Source organism: Photobacterium sp. DNB23_23_1 (assembly GCF_052873815.1).
The window spans coordinates 27,759-53,970 of the sequence record NZ_JBNNXT010000027.1 but is presented as its reverse complement, the minus strand read 5'-3'; the positions used below and the strand labels follow the sequence as shown (position 1 = coordinate 53,970).

At 45.4% G+C, this 26,212-nt stretch carries 21 protein-coding genes, 7 tRNA genes and 1 pseudogene; 5 read left to right on the top strand and 24 right to left on the bottom strand.

Translation table 11 applies throughout. The features are described from left to right. Positions 1 to 813 precede the first annotated feature (813 nt). From ACVA53_RS16470 to ACVA53_RS16435, 8 genes are all read right to left on the bottom strand, one after another. Positions 814 to 900: transfer RNA gene (locus ACVA53_RS16470), tRNA-Leu, on the bottom strand. Between the two features lie 78 nt (positions 901 to 978). Next, positions 979 to 1,054, bottom strand: a tRNA-Gly gene (locus tag ACVA53_RS16465). A 221-nt stretch (positions 1,055 to 1,275) separates the two neighbouring features. After that, a complete protein-coding gene (gene arsJ / locus ACVA53_RS16460) occupies positions 1,276 to 2,502 on the bottom strand; it encodes an organoarsenical effux MFS transporter ArsJ (RefSeq protein WP_255044875.1) in 1,227 nt (408 codons plus the stop codon). Between the two features lie 84 nt (positions 2,503 to 2,586). Beyond that, positions 2,587 to 3,588 carry an ArsJ-associated glyceraldehyde-3-phosphate dehydrogenase gene (locus ACVA53_RS16455; RefSeq protein WP_255044874.1) on the bottom strand — a complete coding sequence of 334 codons (1,002 nt, stop codon included), beginning with the start codon at positions 3,586 to 3,588 and terminating at the stop codon, positions 2,587 to 2,589. Positions 3,589 to 3,847: 259 nt separating this feature from the next. Beyond that, the gene (locus ACVA53_RS16450) at positions 3,848 to 4,342 is read right to left on the bottom strand and encodes a phosphatase domain-containing putative toxin (protein ID WP_255044873.1); all 495 of its coding nucleotides are present in this window, start codon (positions 4,340 to 4,342) and stop codon (positions 3,848 to 3,850) included. A gap of 111 nt (positions 4,343 to 4,453) precedes the next feature. Beyond that, entirely contained in the window at positions 4,454 to 5,215 is a 762-nt protein-coding gene (locus ACVA53_RS16445) for a metalloregulator ArsR/SmtB family transcription factor (protein ID WP_255044872.1), read from the bottom strand. Between the two features lie 97 nt (positions 5,216 to 5,312). Then, positions 5,313 to 6,410, bottom strand: coding sequence for a PGAP1-like alpha/beta domain-containing protein (locus ACVA53_RS16440; RefSeq protein WP_446505679.1), 1,098 nt, complete (start codon positions 6,408 to 6,410; stop codon positions 5,313 to 5,315). A 251-nt stretch (positions 6,411 to 6,661) separates the two neighbouring features. After that, on the bottom strand, positions 6,662 to 8,299 hold the full coding sequence (locus ACVA53_RS16435) for a GMC family oxidoreductase (RefSeq protein ID WP_446505678.1): 1,638 nt from the start codon (positions 8,297 to 8,299) through the stop codon (positions 6,662 to 6,664). 369 nt (positions 8,300 to 8,668) lie between these two features. Here ACVA53_RS16435 and ACVA53_RS16430 point away from each other — a divergent pair, with 369 nt between their 5' ends. Then, the gene (locus tag ACVA53_RS16430; protein ID WP_446505677.1) at positions 8,669 to 8,935 is read left to right on the top strand and encodes an acyl-CoA-binding protein; all 267 of its coding nucleotides are present in this window, start codon (positions 8,669 to 8,671) and stop codon (positions 8,933 to 8,935) included. A gap of 230 nt (positions 8,936 to 9,165) precedes the next feature. Here the strand turns inward: ACVA53_RS16430 and ACVA53_RS16425 are convergent, their stop codons facing one another. After that, positions 9,166 to 10,860: a wax ester/triacylglycerol synthase family O-acyltransferase gene (locus tag ACVA53_RS16425; RefSeq protein WP_446505676.1), complete on the bottom strand. Its 1,695-nt coding sequence runs from the start codon at positions 10,858 to 10,860 to the stop codon at positions 9,166 to 9,168. Between the two features lie 131 nt (positions 10,861 to 10,991). Next, positions 10,992 to 11,351, bottom strand: a complete 360-nt coding sequence (locus tag ACVA53_RS16420; protein ID WP_274137221.1) for a phasin-related domain-containing protein — start codon at positions 11,349 to 11,351, stop codon at positions 10,992 to 10,994. A gap of 346 nt (positions 11,352 to 11,697) precedes the next feature. On the opposite strand from ACVA53_RS16420, the gene ACVA53_RS16415 reads away from it, so the two are divergent. From ACVA53_RS16415 to ACVA53_RS16405, 3 genes are all read left to right on the top strand, one after another. Further along, a complete protein-coding gene (locus ACVA53_RS16415; protein ID WP_446505675.1) occupies positions 11,698 to 13,941 on the top strand; it encodes an acetyl-CoA hydrolase/transferase C-terminal domain-containing protein in 2,244 nt (747 codons plus the stop codon). Positions 13,942 to 14,016: 75 nt separating this feature from the next. Continuing rightward, positions 14,017 to 14,160: a hypothetical protein gene (locus ACVA53_RS16410; protein WP_446505674.1), complete on the top strand. Its 144-nt coding sequence runs from the start codon at positions 14,017 to 14,019 to the stop codon at positions 14,158 to 14,160. Between the two features lie 202 nt (positions 14,161 to 14,362). After that, entirely contained in the window at positions 14,363 to 14,602 is a 240-nt protein-coding gene (locus tag ACVA53_RS16405) for a hypothetical protein (RefSeq protein WP_446505673.1), read from the top strand. Positions 14,603 to 14,645: 43 nt separating this feature from the next. Here ACVA53_RS16405 and ACVA53_RS16400 read toward each other — a convergent pair. From ACVA53_RS16400 to nrfB, 14 genes and pseudogenes are all read right to left on the bottom strand, one after another. Next, a tRNA-Cys gene (locus ACVA53_RS16400) sits at positions 14,646 to 14,719 on the bottom strand. A gap of 71 nt (positions 14,720 to 14,790) precedes the next feature. Then, positions 14,791 to 14,864 (bottom strand) — tRNA-Cys (locus tag ACVA53_RS16395). Between the two features lie 71 nt (positions 14,865 to 14,935). Then, a tRNA-Cys gene (locus tag ACVA53_RS16390) sits at positions 14,936 to 15,009 on the bottom strand. A 71-nt stretch (positions 15,010 to 15,080) separates the two neighbouring features. Continuing rightward, a tRNA-Cys gene (locus tag ACVA53_RS16385) sits at positions 15,081 to 15,154 on the bottom strand. 71 nt (positions 15,155 to 15,225) lie between these two features. Further along, a tRNA-Cys gene (locus ACVA53_RS16380) sits at positions 15,226 to 15,299 on the bottom strand. A 334-nt stretch (positions 15,300 to 15,633) separates the two neighbouring features. Next, positions 15,634 to 16,527, bottom strand: coding sequence for a sugar kinase (locus ACVA53_RS16375; protein ID WP_373689594.1), 894 nt, complete (start codon positions 16,525 to 16,527; stop codon positions 15,634 to 15,636). A 224-nt stretch (positions 16,528 to 16,751) separates the two neighbouring features. Beyond that, a pseudogene (gene gloA2 / locus ACVA53_RS16370) lies at positions 16,752 to 17,138 on the bottom strand (SMU1112c/YaeR family gloxylase I-like metalloprotein). Positions 17,139 to 17,565: 427 nt separating this feature from the next. Then, positions 17,566 to 18,186 (bottom strand): hypothetical protein, encoded by a 621-nt coding sequence (locus ACVA53_RS16365; protein ID WP_446505672.1) that lies wholly within the window; start codon positions 18,184 to 18,186, stop codon positions 17,566 to 17,568. 356 nt (positions 18,187 to 18,542) lie between these two features. Further along, complete coding sequence (locus tag ACVA53_RS16360) at positions 18,543 to 19,010, bottom strand: cytochrome c-type biogenesis protein (protein ID WP_255045274.1); 468 nt, start codon at positions 19,008 to 19,010, stop codon at positions 18,543 to 18,545. Further along, on the bottom strand, positions 19,003 to 19,563 hold the full coding sequence (locus ACVA53_RS16355; RefSeq protein ID WP_446505671.1) for a DsbE family thiol:disulfide interchange protein: 561 nt from the start codon (positions 19,561 to 19,563) through the stop codon (positions 19,003 to 19,005). Before ACVA53_RS16355 ends, ACVA53_RS16360 begins: the two co-directional genes overlap by 8 nt. 58 nt (positions 19,564 to 19,621) lie before the next feature. Further along, complete coding sequence (locus ACVA53_RS16350; protein WP_446505670.1) at positions 19,622 to 21,595, bottom strand: heme lyase CcmF/NrfE family subunit; 1,974 nt, start codon at positions 21,593 to 21,595, stop codon at positions 19,622 to 19,624. 65 nt (positions 21,596 to 21,660) lie between these two features. Then, on the bottom strand, positions 21,661 to 22,620 hold the full coding sequence (gene nrfD / locus ACVA53_RS16345; RefSeq protein WP_255045278.1) for a cytochrome c nitrite reductase subunit NrfD: 960 nt from the start codon (positions 22,618 to 22,620) through the stop codon (positions 21,661 to 21,663). Further along, positions 22,617 to 23,306 carry a cytochrome c nitrite reductase Fe-S protein gene (gene nrfC, locus ACVA53_RS16340; protein ID WP_446505669.1) on the bottom strand — a complete coding sequence of 230 codons (690 nt, stop codon included), beginning with the start codon at positions 23,304 to 23,306 and terminating at the stop codon, positions 22,617 to 22,619. Before nrfC ends, nrfD begins: the two co-directional genes overlap by 4 nt. A 10-nt stretch (positions 23,307 to 23,316) precedes the next feature. After that, positions 23,317 to 23,922: a cytochrome c nitrite reductase pentaheme subunit gene (gene nrfB / locus ACVA53_RS16335; protein WP_255045280.1), complete on the bottom strand. Its 606-nt coding sequence runs from the start codon at positions 23,920 to 23,922 to the stop codon at positions 23,317 to 23,319. Positions 23,923 to 24,467: 545 nt separating this feature from the next. Here nrfB and nrfA point away from each other — a divergent pair. After that, the gene (gene nrfA / locus ACVA53_RS16330; RefSeq protein ID WP_255045282.1) at positions 24,468 to 25,907 is read left to right on the top strand and encodes an ammonia-forming nitrite reductase cytochrome c552 subunit; all 1,440 of its coding nucleotides are present in this window, start codon (positions 24,468 to 24,470) and stop codon (positions 25,905 to 25,907) included. The last annotated feature ends 305 nt before the right edge of the window (positions 25,908 to 26,212 follow it).

Sequence of the window (26,212 nt, the reverse complement as noted above, 5' to 3'; positions counted from 1 at the left end):
GACTCAAGGGCACAGGTCGGTGTGATACTTTACCGTCGATGGGGGCATCTTTTTGTTTTTTCATCAAAAAAGTTGGTTACACAATCGTTGTCTCAAATCCCAACAAATATGCAGTTTTCATTCTTGCATTTGTAGATCCTCACAGTTCTCAAAAACAATCATTTCTCTATCCTCTGCTATCCAACAGTTTCCATCATTAAATAAAATGAGTGATGTGATAATACCTATATGACAGATATAAATTGGACTTTTACATTTGATTGCAAAGCCAACGTGAAGCAGGTGAAGAATAACTATATTGGTATTCAATGCATCAACTCAACAGTTTGTGCATCTTCAACTACAGATGGAGCAAAGCGCGGTCAAAAGCACGTGAAGCAACAGGTCTAGCACTGAACTTTACCTTTCACGACCTAAAAGCTAAGGGGATATCAGATTACGATGGCTCCACAAAAGAAAAACAAGAATTTTCTGGGCTCAAAACTGAACGTCAAGTTGGTACTTACGACCGAAAGACTCGAGTTGTTAAAACTATTACGCAAAGCCAATCATAGGGAGTGAAGCCCAAGAACAATTCAAATTGATACACTCTGATCAAATACATCACCAAGGCCTACTGGAAACAGTAGGCCTTTTCTACAAATGGATTTAGATGAACGCAACTAATCAGAATAATCTTACACATAGGCTTCAGAGTTAAAGAACAAGAAAGATATCAAAGCCACCCGACGACTCAACTTCTGTAGTGTTTGATTTATGATATTCGGAAAAGAAAAAAGGCTTACAAGCTAAGCTTGTAAGCCTTTGATTTGATGGTGCCCCGGGCCGGACTTGAACCGGCACAACGCGAACGTCGAGGGATTTTAAATCCCTTGTGTCTACCAATTCCACCACCAGGGCACGCAATTCATTGCGATGCGCTAACTGAAAAGTTAAACACCATCTTTACCTTACCGCTGTTGCCGTAAGAATTATGTTTGGAGCGACACACGAGGTTCGAACTCGTGACCTCAACCTTGGCAAGGTTGCGCTCTACCAGCTGAGCTAGTGTCGCAGTAGTCTTTCTAGGCTTTGCCCTGAAGACGAGATGTACTTTAACCGATTACAGAAATGAGTCAATACGTTTTTTTAGTCTTTTGATTCAACTGGATAAAACTCGATCAACACCCTGTGATATGTCACATTTTTCAACCAGAAATTTCTAAGTGACTCTCTTTCTTCATCGTAAAAAAGCAGCCCGGCGGTGTAGGCTGGGCTGCAACATTTTTTATCAGATTACGCTTTTGCTTCTGGATGAGCAGGCAAGCGAATGGAGATAATCGTTGTCACGAGCAAGAAAGCGACGGATACCCACAAGCACGCAGCTAGACCTGCCATTTGATATATCAAACCAGAGAGTATGGTACCAATCAGTCGACCCATGGCATTGGCCATGTAATAGAAGCCGACATCCAACGACACCCCGTCATCTTTGGCGTAACTGACAATCAGATAAGAATGCAGTGAAGAGTTAATGGCAAAGACCGCACCAAAGATCAACAAACCAACAACGATGGTTAATTCCGGCTGCCAGTTGAGCTGCACACCCAGTGCTACTGCAATGGTAATAATACTTAGCAACCCAGCCCACCCCATCGCGGCGCGGCCATCCGGAACCGTCCCTTTGGCTTTACCGGTAATTTTAGGGGCAATACCCTGAACAAAACCGTAAGCAATTACCCACAGTGCCAGAAAGCCACCCACCATGGTGTGGTCCCAATCAAAAACCTGACTCAAGTAGATCGGCAGTGCGACAACAAACCAGACATCCCTCGCCCCGAATAGGAACATGCGGGCAGCAGAGAGAATATTGATGCTCGAGCTTTTCGAGAAAATCTGCTTGAACTTGATCTTATTTTTAGCCTTACCCATGTCTTTTTCAAGTGACACAAGGCTTAAGATAAGCACTAATGTTAGTACAACTGCCATTGCCAGCACTGCACCTTTGAATCCAATCACGGCTAAAAGCAGACCGCCGATGAAAAAGCCAGCTCCTTTGAGGGCATTTTTCGAGCCGGTAAGGATCGCAATCCACTTATACAAAGCACCCTGTTGATCGCCGGGTACCAGCGTTTTGATTGCGCTCTTGGCACTCATTTTATTCAGATCTTTGGCTATACCCGATAAGGCCTGCGCCAACATGACCCAAGGAACAGTTAAATATGCTGATGGAACTGCAAGCATAACCAACGCACCAACCTGCATCGCCAAACCAATATTCATGGTACGGTTCAAGCCCAGCTTAGCCCCTAACCAGCCACCAATTAAGTTGGTCACCACTCCAAAGAATTCATAGAACAAGAAGAGAGAGGCGATTTGAAGAGAAGAGTAGCCTAACTGGTGGAAATGCAGCACCACCAACATGCGCAATGCGCCGTCGGTAATGGTGAAGTTCCAGTAATTGAATGTCACCAACATATACTGGCGAACGTCTTTGGAGAGGTTGGCAATAGCCGAAATCATGCAATAACTCACTTCTACTGTTTGTTGCTAAGGCCAGTCCACGATGTGTTTAGCGTGGACTGGCCCATTGGAGAACGCTTTAACTTATGCCAAGCCAACCTTACGGATCAGCTCAGAAGTACGTGTTGCGTAACCCATTTCGTTGTCATACCAAGCGTAGATTTTTACCATGCGGTCGTTAACAACCATCGTTGATAGCGCGTCAACGATAGTCGAGCGCTGGTCGCCTTTGTAGTCAATAGACACTAGTGGACGGTCTTCGAAACCAAGGATACCGGCTAGCTCATTTTCAGACGCTTCTTTAAGCGCGGCATTCACTTCTTCAGCAGTAACGTCACGGCTCAAGTCAAAAATGATATCGGTCAGAGAAGCATTCGCCAGCGGTACGCGAACAGCGTGGCCGTTAATCTTACCTTCTAGCTCTGGGAAGATATCCACGATAGCCTTGGCTGAACCGGTTGTCGTTGGGATAAGGCTCATGCCACAAGCGCGAGCACGGCGTAGATCTTTATGCGGCGCATCAAGAATAGTCTGAGTGTTGGTCAGATCGTGAATAGTCGTGAACGACGATTGCTCAATACCAAATTTCTCGTGGATAACCTTAACAACAGGTGCAATACAGTTAGTCGTACAAGATGCAGCTGTCACAATCTGGTGCTTATCGGCATCAAACAGGTAATCATTCACACCAACAACAACGTTCAGAACGCTGTCATCTTTAACAGGGGCTGAAACAACAACACGCTTAACACCCTGTGCCAAGTACTTGTTTAGGTTTTCCATCTGACGGTGAACACCGGTTGCTTCCAGTACAACGTCACAGCCAGACCAATCTACCGCATCGATGTCACGCTCTTGGGTACAGCTGATCACAGCATCGCCGATCTGCATGGATTGTCCGTCAGAAGTAACAGCATGATGCCAACGGCCTTGGACTGAATCAAACTCTAACAGGTGAGCCAATGTTTTTGCATCGCCCGCTACGTCATTGATCTGGACAAACTCAACCTCGTCCCAATCAAACGCTGCACGCAACGCCAAACGACCAATACGACCAAAACCGTTAATACCTACTTTGATAGCCATAATCCATTTTCCTTAAACCGTAAACTTTAATATATGATAATTCGTATATATGGTATATCGGATATACTAGCCAGTTCAGAGCTACTTTTCCAGATCTTTTTCAGATTATTTATCGCATCGCTGGTGTGATTCATCGATTTAACCAACATCACGAAGCAGATTATAGCCGCGCCGCGTCTAGGCACCTGAAGCTATACCACAGATATAAAAATGCCCTGCATTGCAGGGCATTAAATTAGATGTATTATGACTATCGGGTTTACTTGTATTGCTGGATGTAGTCAATATGAGGTTGACGCTGGAAAGCTCCAGGGCGCAGCGCTTGGATCTTCTCAATCGTAGAGGTTAATTCTGCACCGCGAGATAGCATGATACGTGCTGCAATCAAACCGGTACGGCCTGAACCACCCATGCAGTGAACAGCAACCGCATCACCGTTATCTAAAATAGCCTGAGCTGCTTTATTGGCTTCAGGGAAGTTAGCATCAAATTGCGCCTCCGGTGCGCAGTCATCTTCAATTGGAAGATGGAACCAACGCATACCTAGGCCACGGCATTCTTCAGCCAAAGCCTCCAAGCCCCCCTCAGGGAGATCTTCAGGCTCCAATGCCGTCAATACTGCGGTTGCGCCGGCTTCTTTCAATTGCACAAGAGAATCATGCAGTGATACTTCTTTTGTGCCTGGACATGGGGTTAGTAGCAGTGTGCCGCTATCTTCTAAAGGCAGCGTCCAGAACGGGTGTGTATTTGACATATTTGCACCTATAAATAAGTAACTTAGTTCTAATTAATCTCATCAACCGCTCGGTCACACCAACCTAAGTCATACGACCGAGCGTTTGTATAATCATCGAATGCTAGATGCCTAGCTCAATTTGCTAAAGCCCGGCTTTTTTCGCTCACTACGCTGGCTGAGCTTTATCTTCTCGCCATTGATCATACCGGAATTACCATTTCTCACTGTTGCAAGTATATGGCGGATCCAGATCGGAAGCTCTTTGGCTAAATAATAGAAGATCCACTGCCCTTCCCGCTGGGTTTCCAATACACCGCCATCGCGCAGCAAAGCAAGGTGGCGAGAGACCTTCGGTTGACTAACATCAAGCACGTCGACCAAGTCACCAACAGTGAGCGCCTGTTCATCTTCAATTAACATCAGAATACGGAGGCGAAGTGGATCACTAAGAATTTTAAACAGCTCAACGGGACCAATTACCGAGTCCTGATCTTGCCCATTAAGCATCAAGAACAAAGTAATCCGACCTTCTAAGCCATCAAGTGTATCGCGGAAAGGTTGATCACCGCTTTGAGGTTTGGGATCTTTGAAGTCCCAATGAAGAAGTGCGTCTGAATCCGGAAACAGAGCACATTCATTACTGGCTTTATCACAAAGCGTAATAACCGTATCGAAATGCTGTCCTTCAAGATCTACTGCAGAACAGCTTTTCAAATTATCGCTATTAATGCCGCGCTCAGCCAATACACGGTATACACGAGGGTCTACTTCCTCTGGCGCCATCCCTGCACTAACAACGTCGTAATGCTCGCCCGCCATGTGCCTCATTGTGGCTTCGGCTAATTGAGAGCGGGCTGAGTTTCCGGTACATAAAAATAAAATACGTTTCATGTGACTCGCGGCAAGTGAATTACATATGGAAAGCATTATATATGCTTTACCTTATATGTAAATCCCTTGATGAATGAATGGCAGTAATTCAATAACGTTAAACAGTATGCTTGAGTACCCACTCACTCACTTTTGCTGCCACGGCAGGGTGGTTGAGCAAATCGAGATGGTCCACTCCTCCAACAACCCACTTATGATCATCAGGGTAATTCAGAGCCAGTACACCTTTCGAGCTATTAGCCAATGCACTTGCTACAGGGACGAGTCCATCACCGAGGCGGCGATTATTCTCATCCTCGATATTCTTTCCAAGGCAAGACGCAATCGCGTAGCACTGGACACTATCCGGTAGCGTAGGACGCTGGATAAGCGCGGTACCCACGGCCTTGTCTTGATCAGGTTGCTTCACCGGGATATCAGGAACTTGCCAGTCTTCATGAACAATATAGCCTCGACTGAGATCTTTACTACCGCTACTGCGGATCTCACCCAATTTTTTGAGAAACTTCAGTTGCGGTGTACCTGAGACTTGTTCGTCGATCCAACAGGCGACCTTGGCCAACGGTGCACCATTGTGCGGTGTCCCTAGGGTGATAAATGTACGTAGTACGTTCAGCCACTGTAACTGGTTGAGCCCTGCATAGTAACAAGCACTGCGGGTTACCAGTCCCCCCATGCTGTGACCAATAATCACCAACTCTTTGACTTCGCACGGCCAAGCCTGCAGCAATTTTTCTAACCGATAGGCAAACTCTTCACCATTTAAGGAGATGTGATTACCTGTGTTGTACCACAAGTAAATTGCTGAATAGCCAGCATTAATAAATTGCTTACCGTGATCATGCCCTTTCCTGATCCAACCTTTATCAGCCATACACCAACCATGGACACACAACACAATACGACTCGACGCCTCTGGCAATTGAGCTTCCAGTTCTTCGGGTTCATCACTTAGATGCTGGGTATGGTCAGTAAACACCATAGGGATGGCAAACCGGCTATTCCTTTGGAGCAAATGGTCTCCAACTATTCCATTGAAGCTTGCTAATAGCGCATCACTCTGTGCTGGCGGTAATCCATGCTCAAGCAAATCGACAACACGCTGTTTGGCAAACTCCGAATTTTCTATCACTTTGCTAGAAATATCGTCCTTGAGGCTTTTGAGCTTGTCGCTCCATTCATTTTTAGAAATCATTACTACCTCAAATACATTCCTTCTATATCGTTTGATATTAAGCATATGGGTTAGAATTAACAACCGATTTTAGCAGGTATAGATACTGGTATATCCAGTTTAAAAAAAGCACACAGAGGAGGGGTAATGAAATTTAACAACATATTATAATAGAATATAAAATTAGAATATTCATACTAATGTTTATAATATATAAAAAGGCACAATGAAAATAATTTCACCGTGCCAATCAATTTATTATCATTACCTACTTAAGCAACACAGCCTTTAACTGTTTCTTTGATTGATTTCTTAATTGAAATATCATTTAAGATCATATCAGCGGCTTTTTCTCCAATCATAATTGTTGGGGCGTTGGTATTGCCCCCCACTAGAGTGGGCATAATCGAAGCGTCGACAACCCGTAAACCTTGAACCCCATGAACGCGAAGTCGCTCATCGACCACCGCCTGCGCATCATGCCCCATTTTACAAGTGCCAACAGGGTGATAAATTGACTCGGCCTTTTGTCTGATAAACTCCGCCAGTTCTTCATCCGTCTGTACGTCCTTTCCAGGGAATACCTCTTTGCCACGGTAATGGTTAAAGCCATCTTGCTTTAAGATTTGTCGTGACAACTTGATGGCTTTAAGCATCACGTCCATGTCTTCTGGGTGACTTAAGTAATTGGCTGTAATACGTGGCGGCGCCAACGGGTCGGCACTGTTCAACCCCAAGCTACCACGACTTTTCGGGCGCAGATTACAAGCATGTAGCGAGTAACCATGCTTGATGGTTTGCCAGAGGTTCAAGCCATGGTTATCTAGATAACAAGGGGAGAAATGAAACTGGACATCTGGCTTATCAAGCTCGGGAGAGGTCTTAGCAAAACCACCCGCCTCAGCAATATTGGTAGTGAAGTTCCCCTTTCTAAACAATAGATAATCAAAAAGACCTTTGATTGAACGGGTTAACGCAACAGGCGAAAAACCGACCGAATGAAAGGTGCGCTCACGAGTCACCACCAGTACATCAAGGTGATCTTGAAGGTTCTTACCGACTCCCGGCAAGTGATGTTTTACTTCAATACCGTGTGCTTCCAGTTCTTGACGATCACCGACACCAGATAGCATCAGTAACTGAGGACTGTTAATCGCCCCCCCACTTAATATGACTTCTCTCTTTGCCGTGATCTGTTGCAGCTCACCCTCTTTTTGGTACTCAACACCAAACGCTTTACCCTCTTTAATCAGTACCTTAGTGGTTGTTGCATCGGTAATAATCGTCAGGTTCGGGCGCTGTTCTGCCGGTCTTAAATACGCCACTGCCGAACTACAGCGCTGACCATTTCTTTGAGTGACCTGATAGTAGCCCACCCCTTCTTGTTCTTCACCGTTGAAGTCTGTTGAAACCCGATGGCCAGCCTGCTCAGCAGCGTTGATAAAGGCATCCGACAACGGATTATTTATCCTAAGATCAGAGACATGCAAAGGCCCATCAGCCCCATGATAATCATCTCCACCACGCTCTTGAGTTTCGGACTTCCTGAAGAAAGGCAACACGTCAGCGAAACTCCAACCTCGATTACCAAGCGACGCCCACTCATCATAATCACTGGCATGGCCGCGGATATAACACATGGCATTTGAGGATGAACTGCCTCCCAACGTCTTGCCTCGCGGCCAGAACAACTGGCGGCTTTTCAAGTTTGGTTCTTGGTCGGTATAAAAGCGCCAGTTCATTTTCTTCGAGTGCATCATCCCTATAAGACCCAGAGGGACATGAACCACCGGACTACTATCTTTTGGGCCAGCCTCAATAAGGCAGACTTTTATAGACGGATCGGATGATAATCGATTTGCAAGCACGCATCCTGCCGAGCCGGCCCCTACAATAATGAAGTCATACATAACATTCCCTCAATGCAATATCCTTTATCAGCCAGCCAATTATTTAACCCAGTCTTTGTCATCTAATTTTAAGTGTTATTTAATCATAGTGTAGTTTATTTCTTTGTAGACAAATACAGTACAAGTTAGCATTTATTTTTTTGGTGAAAATAAAAAGTGATCCATATTAAACTTTTTGCATTTAATGCAAGACAAGAGCTCAGACCAGTGTGAATATGTATATGTTAAAGGAATAAAGCTATTACTAGCGTTCTCTTAATTCATAAACCTAATGGTTTACTCTAATCCATTGACTGGATAATTAGAGTTTTCATCAATTATCTCGGCACACTATTTCGTGCTGGCTAGGAACAAGTAAAGGAACACATCATGGCAGATTTAAAAGCGAGTTTTGAACAAGCTCAAGTTGACGTAAAAGCACTGACTAAACGCCCATCTAACGACGAGCTACTCGCACTCTACTCTCTGTTCAAGCAAGCCACTGACGGTGACGTTAAAGGCAAGCGTCCAGGTATGTTTGATTTCAAGGGCGGCGCAAAATACGACGCTTGGGAAAAACTAAAAGGTATGGACGCAGATACTGCAATGCAGCAGTATGTAGACAAAGTTGGCGAACTGGCTGCAGCTTACGCTTAAGTCGCTTCTCCCTGACAAAAAAGGCCGCTATGCGGCCTTTTTTGTTACCTTATACCAATCTAGATAAGTCGTTGATCAAGTATTTTCACCTGCAAAGCTGATCAAATATTTATGTAGGTTGGTATAAATATCAGGTTGCTAACGTTCCTCGCTGGTCCCCATAGATAGAAAAAAGCTAGGCCAATTTACACTGGCCTAGCTTTCAGTTTTCATCTTACAGCAGTACGGAACTAGCTAGCGCTCTTGGTTTTTCTAACCTTAACCACTCGCTTTTGCGTTGTGGCTTTCGGAGCATTGTTCAGCTCATCTTGATTTTTAGCCGGCGTTTCCGGATTAATCTCAACCGTTGCTGATAGCATTTCAGTCAATTTTGCCAGTTGTTTTTCGAGCTCTTCAACTTTACGCTGTTTTTGCTGATAAAGCTGCTCAAACTCATCATCTTCTGGAGTTAGAGATTCCTGGGCCGCTTCAACAGCAAGCTCGACCGCTAATGACTCATCATGCTGGTAACCCAACTGCTCGGCAACTGCCTGCGCAGCCGTTTCCATCACTTCTTGCTCGATTTCAGCAAACGCATCACACATGTAGTCCGTGATCACCTCAAAGCCCGGTAGCGATTGGTTACACGCCACCAGCGAAAAGTACATCATGCCAGCGTTACTGAAGAAGGTGATATTCAGCGTCTGCCCCGGCATCAGCAATGATACTGGGTACTGCTCGCACACCTTGGCCCCCATGAAATAAAGCTCTTCTTTGGCCCCAGGAACATTGGAGATCAACAGGTTACTAGCAGGTGGAATAAAATTATTCAGACCGAACTTACCACTGAACAGAGAAACACCATTTACCAATAACGAGTAATTGATGTACGCATCCGGTGAAATATTCAGCGCTTCATTTTTCAGATCCGTGGTTGCATGCTGAATAGACTCCAGGCGTTCAAGCGGTGATAAACCCTGTTTACCTAGCTCAACATGACCAATCGACATCTTATTGCCAGGTTTCCCTTCTTCCCCAGCTGAACGTAGATTGATAGGCATCATAGCTACCAATGGCTTACGGATAGGGATAGCACGATCATTAAGATAGCGGTTAAGCGCGATATCACTGATGGTAAACAGGATATCGTTCATTGACGCCCCAGTGATCCGACTGATGTGCTTAAGCTGAGAAATGGAGAAGTGACCGAGGCTAACTGCTCGGCTACGCTTAGGGCTCAGATTAAACGGTGTTTTAGGTGCAGTGAATGGCACCTTCAAATCACAATCAGCGAGATTCACTGCTTTGAGTGCCAATTTACTTCCCAAGCGGAACATGGATGGGATCAACGAGATCTGCTTGGTGGCAGCCACCGCCGTTTTCATTACCATATCGGTTAGGTGAGATTCCTCACGGCGTTGGCGCGGTGTTTTTCTCAAGTCACATTGCCACAGAGGCTTAGTGAATGACTCTTCAACCGATGTTGCACAGCTTTGCGTAAATATTTTACTGGCCTTCACACCGTCGGCCATTGAATGGTGAACTTTCAGTACCAGCGCTACTCGGTTATTTTCTAGCCCGCCAATCACCCAGACTTCCCACATTGGACGGCTACGATCCAGTACTTGGCTATGTAAGCGACCAACAACCTGCTGCAACTGCTGTTCGTTGCCGGGGGAAGGAAGCATGGTGATGCGAAGGTGATCTTCCAAGTTTACGTTATTGACCGTACTCCAACTTGGACGGCCCGTCAGTGACCAGTTGAGCTTCCAGTTAAATGGCGGGACCATTTCTGGCTGCTGCAAAAAACTGGCGTAAAGTTCTTGGGCGTAAGTCCCTGCATGATCTTTGGGTGGGTCAAGAATAACCAAGCCAGTAACATGCATAGGGGTTTTTGCCGTTTCAAAGGCAATGAAGCTGAAATCCAGCAGAGACAAACTCGGCATAAATCTTTTCCTTTTTTGCGTTTTGGCATGGTCTGATTGATAACGTTAACTGCCCGTTAATCACGTTGTGGGGCTAACACCACCAATCAAGGTCTGTCCCTTTGCCATTGTCGCTTAATGTGTACAATCCGTTACTTTGCAGCCAGTTTTTCTACAATATCTTGTAGGTGATCGACTTTCTTCTCAAAGTTACTCATACGATCACGGTCAATACCGCAGGTTGCATTAAAGCCGCGATTAAATTGCGATTCAGCCTGGCCGAACAATCCGCGCTTCGTATCTTGAATACGCTCAACCATTTCAGTTTCCACCTCACTGCCTTTAGAAACCAAATCTTGCAGTTGCTTAGTCATCATATGCTGCGCCATACCGACTTGCTCGGCACCCTTGCTGTATGCACCAAGCCCAGCCCAAATCACAGTGCGAACTGAAGATTCACCCATCTGGGTGGCCGATTTAACACTACCAATAAGTTTTTTAGGGTTAATCATCATTTTATCCTCAACAAATCAGAGAGATGTAGTACCCAAATAACTTGGGAATACTCGATGCTTCAACCCTACCAAGGAAAATTAGATCAATCTTTCTAATTCAAGGAAGGAGTTGGAAAGTCGCTCACACATCTTTCCACTTCTGAAAACAATAACTTCAGCGCATACCGATACACTAACAATACTCATTGCGCATACGCGTGACAAAAGTCCCAAAACAGGACAACGAGAAAATTTTGGGGCTTTTTTGTCCAAAAATAGAGTGAACGCTCTAAGTTCAGGGGTAACAATGGGGAGATAACAACAATAAGAACTTATATGAATAACATCGAACAAGGAATGCACTATGTCAGTTTTAGAAATCAACGATTCATCATTCCCAACCCCACCCCTTGAAACGTCTGTACACACCACACAAGCTCCCGCTACTGTTGTTGCCACACCAGATGAAATGGTTGATCAGATAATTGCAACTGTGGGTAAGGATATTGTGTTGGGTGCCCCGCTTGCTATCGGCAAGCCAGTAAGCTTTGTTAATGCGCTTTATCAACGAGCCAAGAAAGACCCGAGTATCAATCTTCGTATCGAAACTGGGATCACCCTTGAGAAACCCGTTGGCAAAAGTAAAATTGAGCGCGGCTTCCTAGAACCTTTTGTTGCCCGTGAATTTGCTGATGTGCCAGACATCGATTACGTCATGGATCTTCGTGCAGGCAAAGTACCAAGCAATGTCACCATCAGCGAGTTCTTCTTCAAAGCTGGCAGCTTCATGAACTCGCCACAACAGCAGAACTACACCTCGACTAACTACACCCACGCTGTTCGTGACTTGCTTGATAAAGGTGTTAATGTCATCGGTCAATTGGTTGCCGCCCGCACTATCGACGGCGTAACGACCTACAGTTTATGCAGTAACTCAGATCTCGCGTTGGATTTTATCCCTGAAATCGAAGAGCTAAATGCACAAGGCCGAAATATCGCCATTATCGGTGAGGTAAACAGCAATATGCCATTCATGCAAAATCATGCTGAAGTGGCTAGCTCTACATTTGATTTCATCTTGGATGGCAATATCCTGCCAGATCACAAAGACTACCAACTGTTTGCCGCGCCTCATGCCAGCATCTCAGCTGAAGATCATATGATTGGCCTTTATTCCAGCGCTCTAATCAAAGACGGCGGTACGCTTCAGGTTGGGATTGGTTCGCTCAGTAGCGCACTTAGCTATAGTGCCTTGGTACGCCACCAGAAAAACCGCATCTACAACAAGATGTTATCTGAGCTCAATATCTACGAAAAATTCCCTATCTGTAAAGAAGTGGGAGATACCGGCGTATTCGAAAAAGGGCTTTACGGCTGTAGCGAACTGATGGTCGATGGTTTTGTGCACCTTTACCGGGCTGGGATCTTAAAGCGCGAAGTATTCGAAGATCTCACGATTCAACGCCTCCTCAATGATGGGCTGATTAGCCATGACGTCTCTGCAATCACATTGCTCGCACTATTAGAGCGAGAGGCGATTTCAGCCGAGTTAACTGCTGCAGATGTGGTATACCTGAAACGCTTTGGTATTTTCAACAACAACGTTGAGTACGTTGACGGTAAGCTAGTCACCAATGACGGAACCAGTAAAGCCAACATCCAAGACGAAGATGCTCTGGCATGGATCACCAAATACGCACTAGGCCAACGCCTCAAAGGTGGTACGGTCATGCACGGTGCTTTCTTTATTGGTCCGAAAGACTTCTACCAAGAACTGAATAACTTCACTCAGGAAGATCATGACAAGTTTTGCATGACCAGTGTGAATTATGTCAATGACTTGTACGATCACTTCCTTGGCAACCAACAGCTAAAACAAGCGCAGCGTCAACATGCTCGCTTTATGAACTCAGGTATGATGGTGACACTGGATGGCTCAGTTGTGTCTGATGCACTTGAAAACGGCCAAGTCGTCAGTGGTGTTGGTGGACAGTACAACTTTGTCGCCCAGTCTGGGCAAATGCGCGAGTCACGCTCTATCATCAAAATCCGCAGTTGCTCATTCCGCAAAGGCAAATTGCGCTCGAACATCCTATTCAACTATGGTCACAACACCATCCCACGCCAGCTGCGGGATATTGTGGTAACCGAATACGGTATTGCTAACCTGCGAAGCAAGCCTGATCATGTGGTATACACAGAGTTGATCAAAATTGCCGACTCACGCTTCCAACAGCAACTTCTAGACGAAGCTAAAGCGGCGGGGAAAGTGGCTAAGGATTACCAAATCCCGAAAGAGTTCACCAACAACACCCCAGAAGCCATTCAAGCTTTCTACAAGAAGTACACCGACCAAGATATTTTCGGCCCATTCCCATTTGGTTGTAGCTTTACCGAGCAAGAGTTGAAACTGGGCAAAGCGCTAAAAGCGTTGAAGTCTAAGTGTTCAACACCAACAGGCAAGCTAAAAGCTATCGCTCAATCTTTGTCTGCACCGAAAGCAGGCCATGATGTAGACATTTTGCTTAAACGTGTTGGCCTCGACAAGCCTGAGAATCTTCAAGAAAAAATTACTCGCAAGTTAGTGATCGCTGAACTAGTGAAGTGATCAATGTGTTAATAAAAACTGGGCTCTCAACGGCCCAGTTTTCTTATATCGCAATAAAAAGCAATGAGGTATTCAATGTCGAAGAAAAGTAAAGAAATGGCACTGTGTCCATATGCTGCAATATGGGGATGCCCAAAGTGTCCAGTGAAAAAAATCTGCCCAGGAAAAACGACCATCGGTGACCAACCGATAAAACGTAAGGAAGATTCAAACAAGTAAACCGCAATTCTATCTCCCAGATGCTGCCCTACCAGCATCTGGGATTCATACAGTTCCTGTCTCGCGTACTCTCTCACTATTACTATCTCATCGATTATAAACTGCTAAATATCATGTTGTTTCTTCTAGCACATCATTTACATCAGTGACTATATTTAAAATAAAACCACCCATAACACAACCATTGAGGTGGTGGGTATCAGTGAGGGGAAGCTATGGAAATGATGAAGGTCATTCTACCGAGCAAGTCGATTTAATCTTTGCCATGCAATTAGCTGGCGCCATCTTTTTGGGCAGCTTAATCGTTCAGTGCCTGCTTGCCCTTTCTGGCTTTGCCTTCAAGGATGATGACAGCATCACCTTTCCTTTCTATCTACAATTACTAGGCGGGTTGCTTATTTGCCTGTTTGGGGTCAATAACTTTATCGAGTTAGCTGGATGAGTACATACAAAAAGGCCTAGCGTTACCGCTAGGCCTTCAATGATGGAGGCGCGTCCCGGAGTCGAACCGAGGTCCACGGATTTGCAATCCGCTGCATAGCCACTCTGCCAACGCGCCAAATTATGCAAACTCACCTATACGGCGGTTTGTTCGGTTGCTACCACCAACAAGGCAACAGAACCTGAATATGGAGGCGCGTCCCGGAGTCGAACCGAGGTCCACGGATTTGCAATCCGCTGCATAGCCACTCTGCCAACGCGCCAAATTATGCAAACTCACCTATACGGCGGTTTGTTCGGTTGCTACCACCAACAAGGCAACAGAACCTGAATATGGAGGCGCGTCCCGGAGTCGAACCGAGGTCCACGGATTTGCAATCCGCTGCATAGCCACTCTGCCAACGCGCCAAATTGTGCAAACTCACCTATTCGGCGGTTTGTTCGGTTGCTGCCACCAACAAGACAACAGAACCTGAGTATGGAGGCGCGTCCCGGAGTCGAACCGAGGTCCACGGATTTGCAATCCGCTGCATAGCCACTCTGCCAACGCGCCAAATTATGCAAACTCACCTATTCGGCAGTTTGTTCGGTTGCTACCACCAACAAGGCAATAAAACCTGAATATGGAGGCGCGTCCCGGAGTCGAACCGAGGTCCACGGATTTGCAATCCGCTGCATAGCCACTCTGCCAACGCGCCATCAATTTTCTTCTTACCACTTGATTTCGGCCAATGCCGTTGCGGTACGGAGGTGTAATTTACTGATTTTCAGGGATGAGTCAAACAAAAATGCAATAACTTGCGTCAACTGAACAATTTCCAACACATCAAGCCAAAAAACGACCTCTTCCGTATGGAATACCATCAATTGCTGGTTTGAATTAGAAAAATTGATAGCAGCAGAAGCCGATCACTTTGCTATATGCGCTGCAAGCAAAAAGGCCAACACAGGTGGGCAACTGACAGATACAATTTCGAGGCGAGATACCCCAGTTATTCACTCACTAATTCGCCCACTTCTTCCTAAAATCTTTTACATTAAATCGTTCATTGCATCTGCCGGGATAATTGCACCGTGATGCTGAATAACAATTGAAGCTAATTGATGCCCTAATTCTGCAGATGCCGATTCACTGCCACCACTTAAGCGACCAGCCAAATACCCAGCAGCAAAGGAGTCCCCGGCCGCGCAGGTATCAATGACTTTATCCACTTTGTTGGCCGCGATGTAAGACTCATGCGGATCGGCAGATTGCAGTTGGCTAACGACCAGACAAGGTTCGCTACCTCGTTTGATCACCACTTCCTGACATCCGAAGGATTGGCAACAATCAATAATATCAACCTGTCCCCAAACTAAGTGAGCATCGTCTTCAGTGATCAATGCAATATCGACAAACGGCAGAACTTGTGAATACCAATACTGGGCTTGTTTTGTGGTCCACAATTGAGGACGGAAATTATTGTCAAATAAGACTTTTCCACCTTTATCTTTGTGTTTTTCCAGCAAGGTTATCAAGGTCGCTTTAGCATCATCAGCCAAAATCGCCAAGCTGATCCCACTGATATATAAGGCATCGAATTCATGATTTTCGATAGCTTTCTCAAGCGGTGATATATCACTGGCAAAATAAAATTTAGCGGCGCTATCGTTGCGCCAATAGTGGAAATGACGCTCACCGCTCGGCTCGGTTTCAACTAAGTACAGACCCGGTAGCTTATTTTTCAATTTGCATACCATCGACGTTTCGATATTTTCATGCTGCCAAGCATTCAACATGTCCTGACTGATATTATCAACACCCAAGGCCGTAGCGTAACTGACAGCGATATCACGGCTCGTGCCCAAACGTGACAAGTACAGCGCTGTATTAAGCGTATCGCCGCCAAACGTCCGTTGTAGTGGTTGGCCACTAAGCTCAACCATACACTCACCAAAAAAAGCAATTTTCACACTGCCACCTTTATATTTATTCGAACTGTTATTAAAGCGTAATTGAAGATGCAGCCCTTACATCACAACAAAGGCCTGCATTTTGACAAGTTTTAGAAGATTATTTTGCAGTCGCTGGTTCAGCGTTGATACTTGGCAGGCGGCTCCTTCTTTACCGTGGCAACAGTAATAATCTGGATAAGTAGTTGATCAAGTATTTATGTAGGTTGGTAAAGCTCTAGCGGTAACCCATCCGGGTCTTGAAAGAACGTATATGCTTTTCCTGTATATTCATCAATCCGGATTGGCTCGACCTCTACTCCTCTCGATTCAAGATAACCAACGACTTGCTCAACCGAGTCCACCACGAATGCTAAATGGCGCAGCCCCCTCGCTTCTGGGAAGCTGGGTCTTTGTGGCGGGTTAGGAAACGAAAACAGCTCAATCTGGCTTTTATCTGGCAGTTGTAGATCCAATTACCATGAGTCCCTCGCCTCACGGTAATGCTCGGCCAGCACGGTTAAGCCAAGAGTATCAACGTAGAATGCTCTGGACCGGCTATAGTCAGAACAGATAATTGCAGCATGATGAATAGCCTTTAGCACTTTTTCCTCCTTATATACTTCAGCCACATACAATGTAATTATTAAGCATCTCACAAAAGGCATTTACATCAAAATAATGCTTATATGTTGTGCGGGCTGCCCGTAATAATCAAATACTATTTATTCCAATCTACATAAATATTTGATCAGTCTTGCTGGTTAAAATCGCTGTTCTCTGCGTTAGATATTTTGTAATTAGAGCCTCTAGTTACTGCAACCTCCGCCTTAATAACAGCGAATTTTCCTGCGCAACCTATAGATCAACGACTTATCAAGATTGGTATAACACGGATAAATGATCAAAAAAGGGGAACTCATTAAGTCCCCCTTGCTATTTATATTGACTAAATCAGAATAACTATCAAAGGATAATAAAAATAAGCTGCTATTCCCCTGACTACAGTATTTTTCCTGCCATCATAACTGTCTAGTCTTTACTTGAGTTGCCACTCTCGAACTTTTTCGTATAGTTTCCAGCCTTACTTTTCGACCTCACCACTTTACGAACAGAAGTGCGTACTTTCTTCAGTTTTTGCAGTTTACTTCTAACGTTTGTGAATGTGTCTAACTCTTTCTTTTCACTTTCAGAGAGTAACTCTCTGTTATGATTAGATATTAATCTAAACAAATGAAACTTAGTGACTTTTTTTGCGAGTAGCCAGCCTGGTGATAAACGGTGACGACGTAATGTTACTCGCTCAAAATCGACCATAGACACTTTGTGATTATCAATCAGAAGGTCACGTTCAGGAATTGCATGACGCGCAACACCTGCTTCCAACATATTATCTACCAGCTTCCTTAGTTCTTTGAGACTTTGAGTGGAAAGTTGGTCTTGGTTACCGCCAGCAACACGGGACATAACAACGGTACTATTGCGATGGCTAATAAGTTGAGGAAAGCCATCGACCCCTTTTAATCGCTGAAGAGCCTTTTTTTCTCGCTTAAAGCGCTTTTTATAACCAGGCCTTTTTTTAAAGGTCTTAATAACTTCCTTTTCGCCTATAGAAACATGCATCTTGCTTGTTTCGTAAACTGATATAGACATATTCGTCCGATTTATTTGATAAAGAAAAACATTAATCCAGAGACACTATCTATCCATCTTTATCTTATCAGTACGCTCACTGTAAATAAATGTAACTTTTAATGAGTATATACAAACGCAGATCGATTCAAGAACAATACAACAACAAGGAGGTAGCAAAAAATACCAATACCCAACAGAGTGTTATCATTTGTAACTTAAGAAAAACTGAAAGATACACTTAGCATTTAACGAAAAAGTAAAACTTATATTTTTATCTATAGATCGAAGGCACACACTTATTAATAATATAAATGACAGCCTGATGAAATCGTTTATTCCCCTTTCAAGCAATTAACAAAAATTTATCATTTATATTAATTGCGTTTTTGGCGACGAATGGTCACCCAAATAATTGAGCCAAATAAACCAAGCAATAAGAAGGGGCCTCCCCACAACAGGTAGGTTTGCGGGTTTAAACGTGGTTTGTACAGCACAAAGTCGCCGAATCGCGAGGTCATATATTCAATCACATCGTCGTCACTCTCTCCAGCATTGACCATATGATAGACCTTGAGCCTCAGGTCTTTCGCCACCGGCGAATTAGACTCGATCAGATTCTGGTTCTGGCACTGAGGACAACGCAAGCGACGTGATAGTTCTATAGCCCGCCGTTGTTCAGCACGGGAGCGAAACTGGAAAGTCTCGACAGACTCGACCAACTCCGCATCTGCGGCTACAAAAATTTGGTCTGTTTTTGCAACTGCTGGTACGCTCGCGACCAATAAATACATGCTGATAACCACCAGCAATAACTTCACTCGACAAATCACTTCCTTACCCATTCGTTCTCTTTTCCTGTTGCACTTCTTCCTGTTGCAAAAGCTCGATCACAGGTACGAATTCCCGCAACCATACGCCTTCATCCAATGCACCCAGATAGCGGTACCGGATCATGCCACGGCTGTCGATCAAATAACTTTCCGGCGTTCCATATACACCCAAATCTAATGCGAGTGAACCTTTAGGATCATACAGCACCGCTTGATAGGGGTTGCCGCTCTGAGTAAGCTCACGCAATGCCGACTGACGGTTATCGCGATAATTAAGCCCCACAATCGACATCTCATCTTGTTGTGCTAACTTCATGAGGAACCCGTGTTCACTTTTACAAACAGCACACCAAGAAGCCCAAACATTCAATAACTGCAATTTTCCGATAAATAGTGTTTCATCAGCGGCAACGGAGGAATCCAACTGCTGCAAGCTAAAAGCTGGCATCGGTTTTTCTTCAAGCTTGGGAGCATGCCCTTCTTGACTGAATGTCATTGCCAAACTGATGATCACAAGCATCACCACCACAACAACTAGCGGAAGATAACGGCTAATCCCTTTCATTTCATGTACACCATTGGTTCTTGCCTACCACTCGTTCCTTACCATGACTTCCAAAGCATTACTTCCAAAGCACTATCGTTTCAATTATTTTAGGCTGCAGCTGTTTGTGCGACACTCGTTGACTCGCGAGGCTAAACACCGCCATGACCCCACCTATCATCATTAAAATACTGCCCAACCAAAGCCAACGTACATAGGGTTTATATTGGATTCGAACCGCATAGTCAGTACGGTTGAGCTTTTCGCCCAGCGTAATATAGATATCACCATGCCAAAACCAAGCAATACCCGGTTCGCTCATATTCATAGTACGCACGGTGTAGTGGCGACGCTCAGGACGGATAGTCGCAATCAACGCATCCTCTTTGGTCACAATGATATTCGCTTGCTCTGCCGTATAGTTCGGCCCAACCAACAAGTCTGTCTGTTGATAGGTAAAATGGTACTGATCGAGGGTGACGCTGTCTCCCGGCCCCATTTTGCTGCTGATTTCCTGATCATAGAAGCTGACCAAGGTCGCCCCGATGATTGTTGCCGCAACCCCCGTATGGGCAACGACCATCGCCGCCTGCTTCCATACAACCCCCTTCATACCTTTCGCACGTCTTGCATGGATTCGAATATACATCGCCTGGACGGCGCTTGAGGTAATCCAAATCGCAGTCATGAATGCCAAACACACGGTGATGTTCACCCCTCGCTCAAACATCACCGAAAGAGCCACCCCCAATACAATGGATACCGACATTGGTGCCAACGAACGGGTGATCACATCATCCAACCCAACCTTATGCCAACGTACGACGACACCTAACCCCATAAACAGGAACAAGATAAAGCTCATCGGGACAAACATCGAGTTGAAATACGGTGCGCCGACCGAAATATTGCCCAAGCCTAATGCTTGGAATATCAATGGATAAAATGTTCCCAGCAACACGGTTAACATCGCGACCACAAATAAGCTATTACCCACCATAAACATGGCTTCTTTGGTAAAGAACCCAAACTTGACGGCAACAAAGTAACGACCCGATCGAATGGCAAACAGTGACAAGGCCACAATAAGGATTAATGCCAGCATGGCCAGCAAGGTCACACCGCGAGTTGGGTCAACAGCAAAAGCGTGAACCGACGTCAATACACCGGATCGAACAATAAAGGTGCCGAGCAAGCTGAGGGAAAAGGTCGCGATGGACAGCAATAAACTCCAGCCTGATAATGCCTTGCGGTATTCAGTGATCATCAAAGAATGGATCAACGCTGTCCCGGTCAGCCATGGCATCAAAGAGGCGTTTTCTACCGGGTCCCAAAACCACCAGCCTCCCCAACCTAGCTCGTAATATGCCCACCAAGAGCCCAGTGCAATACCGCCAGTCAAAAATACCCAAGCAGCCAGCGTCCATGGTCGGCTCCATTTCGCCCACTCACCTTTACCGTGATCGCCCGTTAACGCCGCAATAGCAAAAGCAAAACTGACCGCGAAACCGACATAACCCAAGTAGAGCATTGGCGGGTGGAAGATCAGCCCGACATCTTGCAGCATCGGATTTAAATCACGCCCTTCAAGCGGGGTCGGGAACAACCGCTCGAACGGGTTTGAGGTAAGCAAAACAAACAGACTAAACAGGAGGATCAGGCCAGATAGGGTTATGAGTACCCTTGCAATAAAGGCTTCATCCAATTTCCGGCATGCTCTGGCAACACAGGCTGCCCACAAGGTAAGGGAAAATAACCAAAACAGGAATGACCCTTCATGCCCCCCCCATACAGCAGCTAATTTGAAGAAAATCGGTAGTTGGGTATTGGAGTGATGAGCAACATAAGCGATTGAAAAGTCATCCAGCGCAAAACTCACGCCCAACAAGACAATCGATAGGCCAATAAAACCAAAGGCGCCATAACTTAATGGCCAAGCGTAGCGAGTAAGGTATGAATCCTTTCTAACTAATCCTACTGCAGGAACAGTGGCACCAAGCAAGGCAAACACCATACCGAGAATTAACGAAAAATGTCCAACTTCAGGGAGCATCTATATTCCTTGTTACTAAATCGCCACAGCGTTAACTGTGGCGATTCTATTCTTTGTTACACAACCTATAAGGTTGTCATTTGCCCAGCATACAGCACAAACGTACGTAGCATCAGTACACCGATCAAACTTAGTGTGGTCACCAGCATAATGAAGGCTTTGTTGTGCTTGATACCGGCAGGACTAACCGCATTCAGTCCCAATGGCACCAGCATCCCCATGCCGATCACTCCGTACCAGAACCAACTGGCCCAGAAACCGCCACCGATCGCCGACAGTGCTGCTACCTGGCTTTGCCCTCCACCGAAGTACAAACCGGAGAAGAAAGCAAAGATAACGAACAACTCAAACATCACCACCGGACGCTCAAACTTGTGAACCCAGCTGACACTCGCACTCTTCGCCGACTCTTTGAAGAACACTACGCCAAACAACAAACAAGCGGCCGCACCGGAAGACAAGCTCGAGAACAGGAACAATATAGGCAATACAGGGTTATTCAGCATCGGGTAGGTTTGTAGCGCTGATAGCAGGAAGCCGGTGTAGGCTGCCAGTAACAATGCCAAGAAGCCCAAGAACAGCTCAATACTGTTTTCAAAGCGCCCCAATACCTTCATGACCTTACCGACAATCGGCAATCTATCACCCAGCAATGCCAGCAGTTCGTTCTTGTAGATAATGGCAATCCAAGCAAACAATACAACCATATATACTTGGAATAGCACCACACCCATCGACATCACTGACATTGGGTTATAGAAGATCATTATCTTCCAGAACGACCACGGCTTGGTCAGGTGAAAAACCAGAATCAACAAGCCGACAATGATCCCAAATGGAGCCAGAATCGCTGTTGCCTTGATAATACCATTGCTCGCCGGATACCCTTCGATCACCTTACGTTTTAGGTAGATGGCAATCATGACGGCACCGGCTGACATCCCAGCGAGGAACAGGTAGACCGCAATGATCCAGTCCCAGACCAGCGAGTCAAAATAAAAGGCATCTGCAAATGTTGTACTCATCCTTTTATCTCCCCTTTTCCATGTGGCACCTTGTACAGCTTAGGCTGGGTGCCGAGCTCGACTTTTTGTCGGTAAACCGGCTTCTGTGTGATCATCTGACTGATTTCACTCGTTGGATCATTCAAGTCACCAAATGTCAGTGCCTTGGTTGGGCACGACTCCACACAAGCTGGCTGCTTGCCTTCCTTAAGGTTGGTTTCACGACAGAAGTCACACTTATCTGCCGACTTGGTTTCCGGATGGAAAAAGCGCACCTGATACGGACAAGCGGCTAGGCAATAGCCACAGCCGACACACTTAAAGTTATCCACGGCAACAATGCCCGTTTCGTCATCCTTATAGGCCGCTCCAGTTGGGCAGACATGAACACATGGAGCGTTATCACAATGCTGACAAGAGAAACGGGTAAACTGATAGTCAACATTCGGGTATTCACCCTGTGGCTCACTGCGGACGATCTCCAGTCGCGAGACTCCTTCAGGCACATTATTAACTTCACGGCAGGCATCAGTACATGCCGTACAACCAATACACAAGGTTTCGTCATGGACCATACCGTAACGCTTCACACCATCTTCCATAGTAGCCGCCAAAGATTTACGGCCCACTAAGTTTGAGGCTCCCACCCCAGTAGTGAAGATGACAGCCCCGGCACCAGCCAGGAAGTTACGTCTTGAACACGTCATAATCTCTCCCCTACTCTTTTTCTTTTATCTGATCAGAGTGGCAATCGACACAAAGCTTGATTCTTGGCTTTCTCTCGATACCTTTCATTGGATCAGACGTTGGGTGGATGTTATGGCAAGAAGCACACGAGAGATCGAGCGCATGAACATCATGTGTCCAATTCACTTCACGCAGATTCTCTGGCTCATGACAATTCACACAGGTTTCGTTTTGCTGAGTGATCCAAGCAACATCAGCCGCCGGCTTTTCACTACCAGCTACAGATTGTGCTGGTGCAAATTTCGTTACCTCTGATGCGCCATTACGGTGATCGTTACCCACATTGCTGTGGCAATCGACGCAAGTCACATCACGATTTGTGTGCGGATTAATAGCGGTGCTGTGCGCACCTTTAAGAACGTCTTGTTCATCTTTATGACACTGGGTACATGCGTAATCCCTGTCCCGGTTGAATTCGACGACATGCCTGCCGGACTCCGAAGTAGTAACAGAAGGGTTGGCTGCTGTGGCTTCTGTGCTCTGGGAGTCTGCGGCAACATTGATTGAGAAACCCCAAATACACATAGCGACAAACAACGTCAACATGCTATTCAGGGCTACTTTATGATTGCCCATTTTTCACCTTTTAATCGTCCACAATTACTTTTAATTTCAAAAAGTAACCGGTGCTGATATTACAAATTAGGCACAATAGTGCCCGTTTGATTTCCGCAATTAATAATCCATTGCATTTGAAATCAATTCTTATTTGCATCAACTTTAAGCCACAACGCTCAACAAACTTATTAAACTATATTTCAAGGTGTGAAAATATGCGACAAATAACAAATACACCAAAAGTAGCATTGAATATGGTTATTTCCTGATTTAGATCAATCTCAAAGTCATGCTAAGGTGTTGTTTTAAAATAACATTAAGAACAAAACCCGATGTAATCACAAAGGGTTATGTAAATACCCCTTTAGGGTTATATGCGTAAATTGTTAATCTACTTCGCGTTATTTATTTTTAACTTTTGATCCAAAACAAAAAATAAATCTCTTTTATCTCGTTATTTCCCCTTTCTGATATTCTTATTTAGAACTCTAATTCTGTTTGCATCGAAAGCCGCTCTCACAACGCTTGGCTCTACTTACAACAAGAATTATGGAGTGCACATCGTGAGTAATAAATGGACGAGAAATACTGCCGCTGTTGCAGCATTACTGTCTGCAATATTTCTTTCTGGCAATGCGTTTGCTACTGAGCAACCCGCTGAAAAAGAAAGAATTGAAGCACGCAACGAAGCTTTTGCCGCTGCCCATGCAGACCAATACAAAACCTGGGAAACAACCAAAGAAAGCGAACAGATCGAAGATGCCCTTGAAGGCGACCCTAATATGGTCATCCTTTGGGCTGGCTATGGCTTTGCCAAAGACTACAACAAAGCCCGTGGCCACTTCTATGCAGTAACGGACGTTCGCCAAACCCTACGTACCGGCGGCCCACAAGACGAAAACTCTGGCCCAATGCCAATGGCCTGTTGGAGCTGTAAGAGCCCTGACGTTGCCCGAGTCATTGACGAGCGCGGTGAAGATGGCTATTTCGACGGTAAATGGGCCCGTTTAGGTTCAGAGATCAACAACGCCATTGGCTGTGCAGACTGCCACAATACTAATAGCGAAGACTTCAAGCAAGGTAAGCCAGCCCTCGCCTTGTCACGTCCATACGCCGCCCGTGCGATGGAAGCGATTGGCAAGAAATTTGAAGATGGCTCTCGCCTTGACCAGCAAGCGCAGGTATGTGGCCAGTGTCACGTTGAATACTACTTCCAAAAAGAAAGCAAGAACGCAGTGAAATTCCCATGGGATATGGGAACCGGCGTTGATGAGATGGAGGTGTACTTCGATAATATTGGCTTTAGCGACTGGACGCATGGCCTTTCTAAAGCTCCAATGATCAAAGCGCAGCACCCAGAGTATGAAACATGGCGCGACGGCATTCACGGCAAGAACAACGTAACGTGTATCGACTGTCACATGCCGAAGGTACAGAACGAAGACGGCGTCGTCTTTACCGATCACAAGATCGGCAACCCGTTTGACCGTTTCGAAGATACTTGTGCCAACTGTCATACTCAAGACAAAGCAACACTGCAAGGCATCGTTTCTACTCGTAAAGCACAAGTGCTAGAAATGAAACTTCGTGCCGAGAAGCAAATTGTTGCCGCTCACTTCGAAGCAAAAGCAGCATGGGATGCAGGGGCTACTGAGGAAGAAATGAAGCCAATTCTAGCCGATATTCGCCACGCGCAATGGCGCTGGGACTACGCAATTGCCTCTCACGGTGTTCACATGCATGCACCAGAAGTTGCCCTACGCGTTCTCGGTACTGCGCTAGATAAAGCTGCTGACGCCCGTGCTAATGTGGTCCGCCTACTAGCAACCAAAGGCATTACCGATCCAGTTGAAATCCCAGACATCTCTACCAAGCTAAAAGCTCAGCAAGCACTAGGCATGGATATGGATGCAATGAACCAAGAGAAGGAAGACTTCTTGAAGACCGTTGTGCCTAAATGGGATGAGGAAGCCAAAGCTCGTGAAGCGAGCTATGACCAATAATATTTAAAGGCTTAAATCAATAAGCAACGCCCCGACAAGTCGGGGCGCTTTTTTAATACCAACCTACATAAATATTTGATCAGTCTTGCAGGTTAAAATCGCTGTTCTCTGCGTTAGATATTTTGTAATTAGAGCCACTAGTTACTGCAATATCTGCCTTGATAACAACTATTTTTCCTGCGCAACCTATAGATCAACGACTTATCCAGATTGGTATATGCTTTAACTCTAAAAAATTATTTTGCCAAATAAAAAGGCCACCAGTTATTGGAGGCCTTGTCTTACTATGAAATAACTAGACAGTT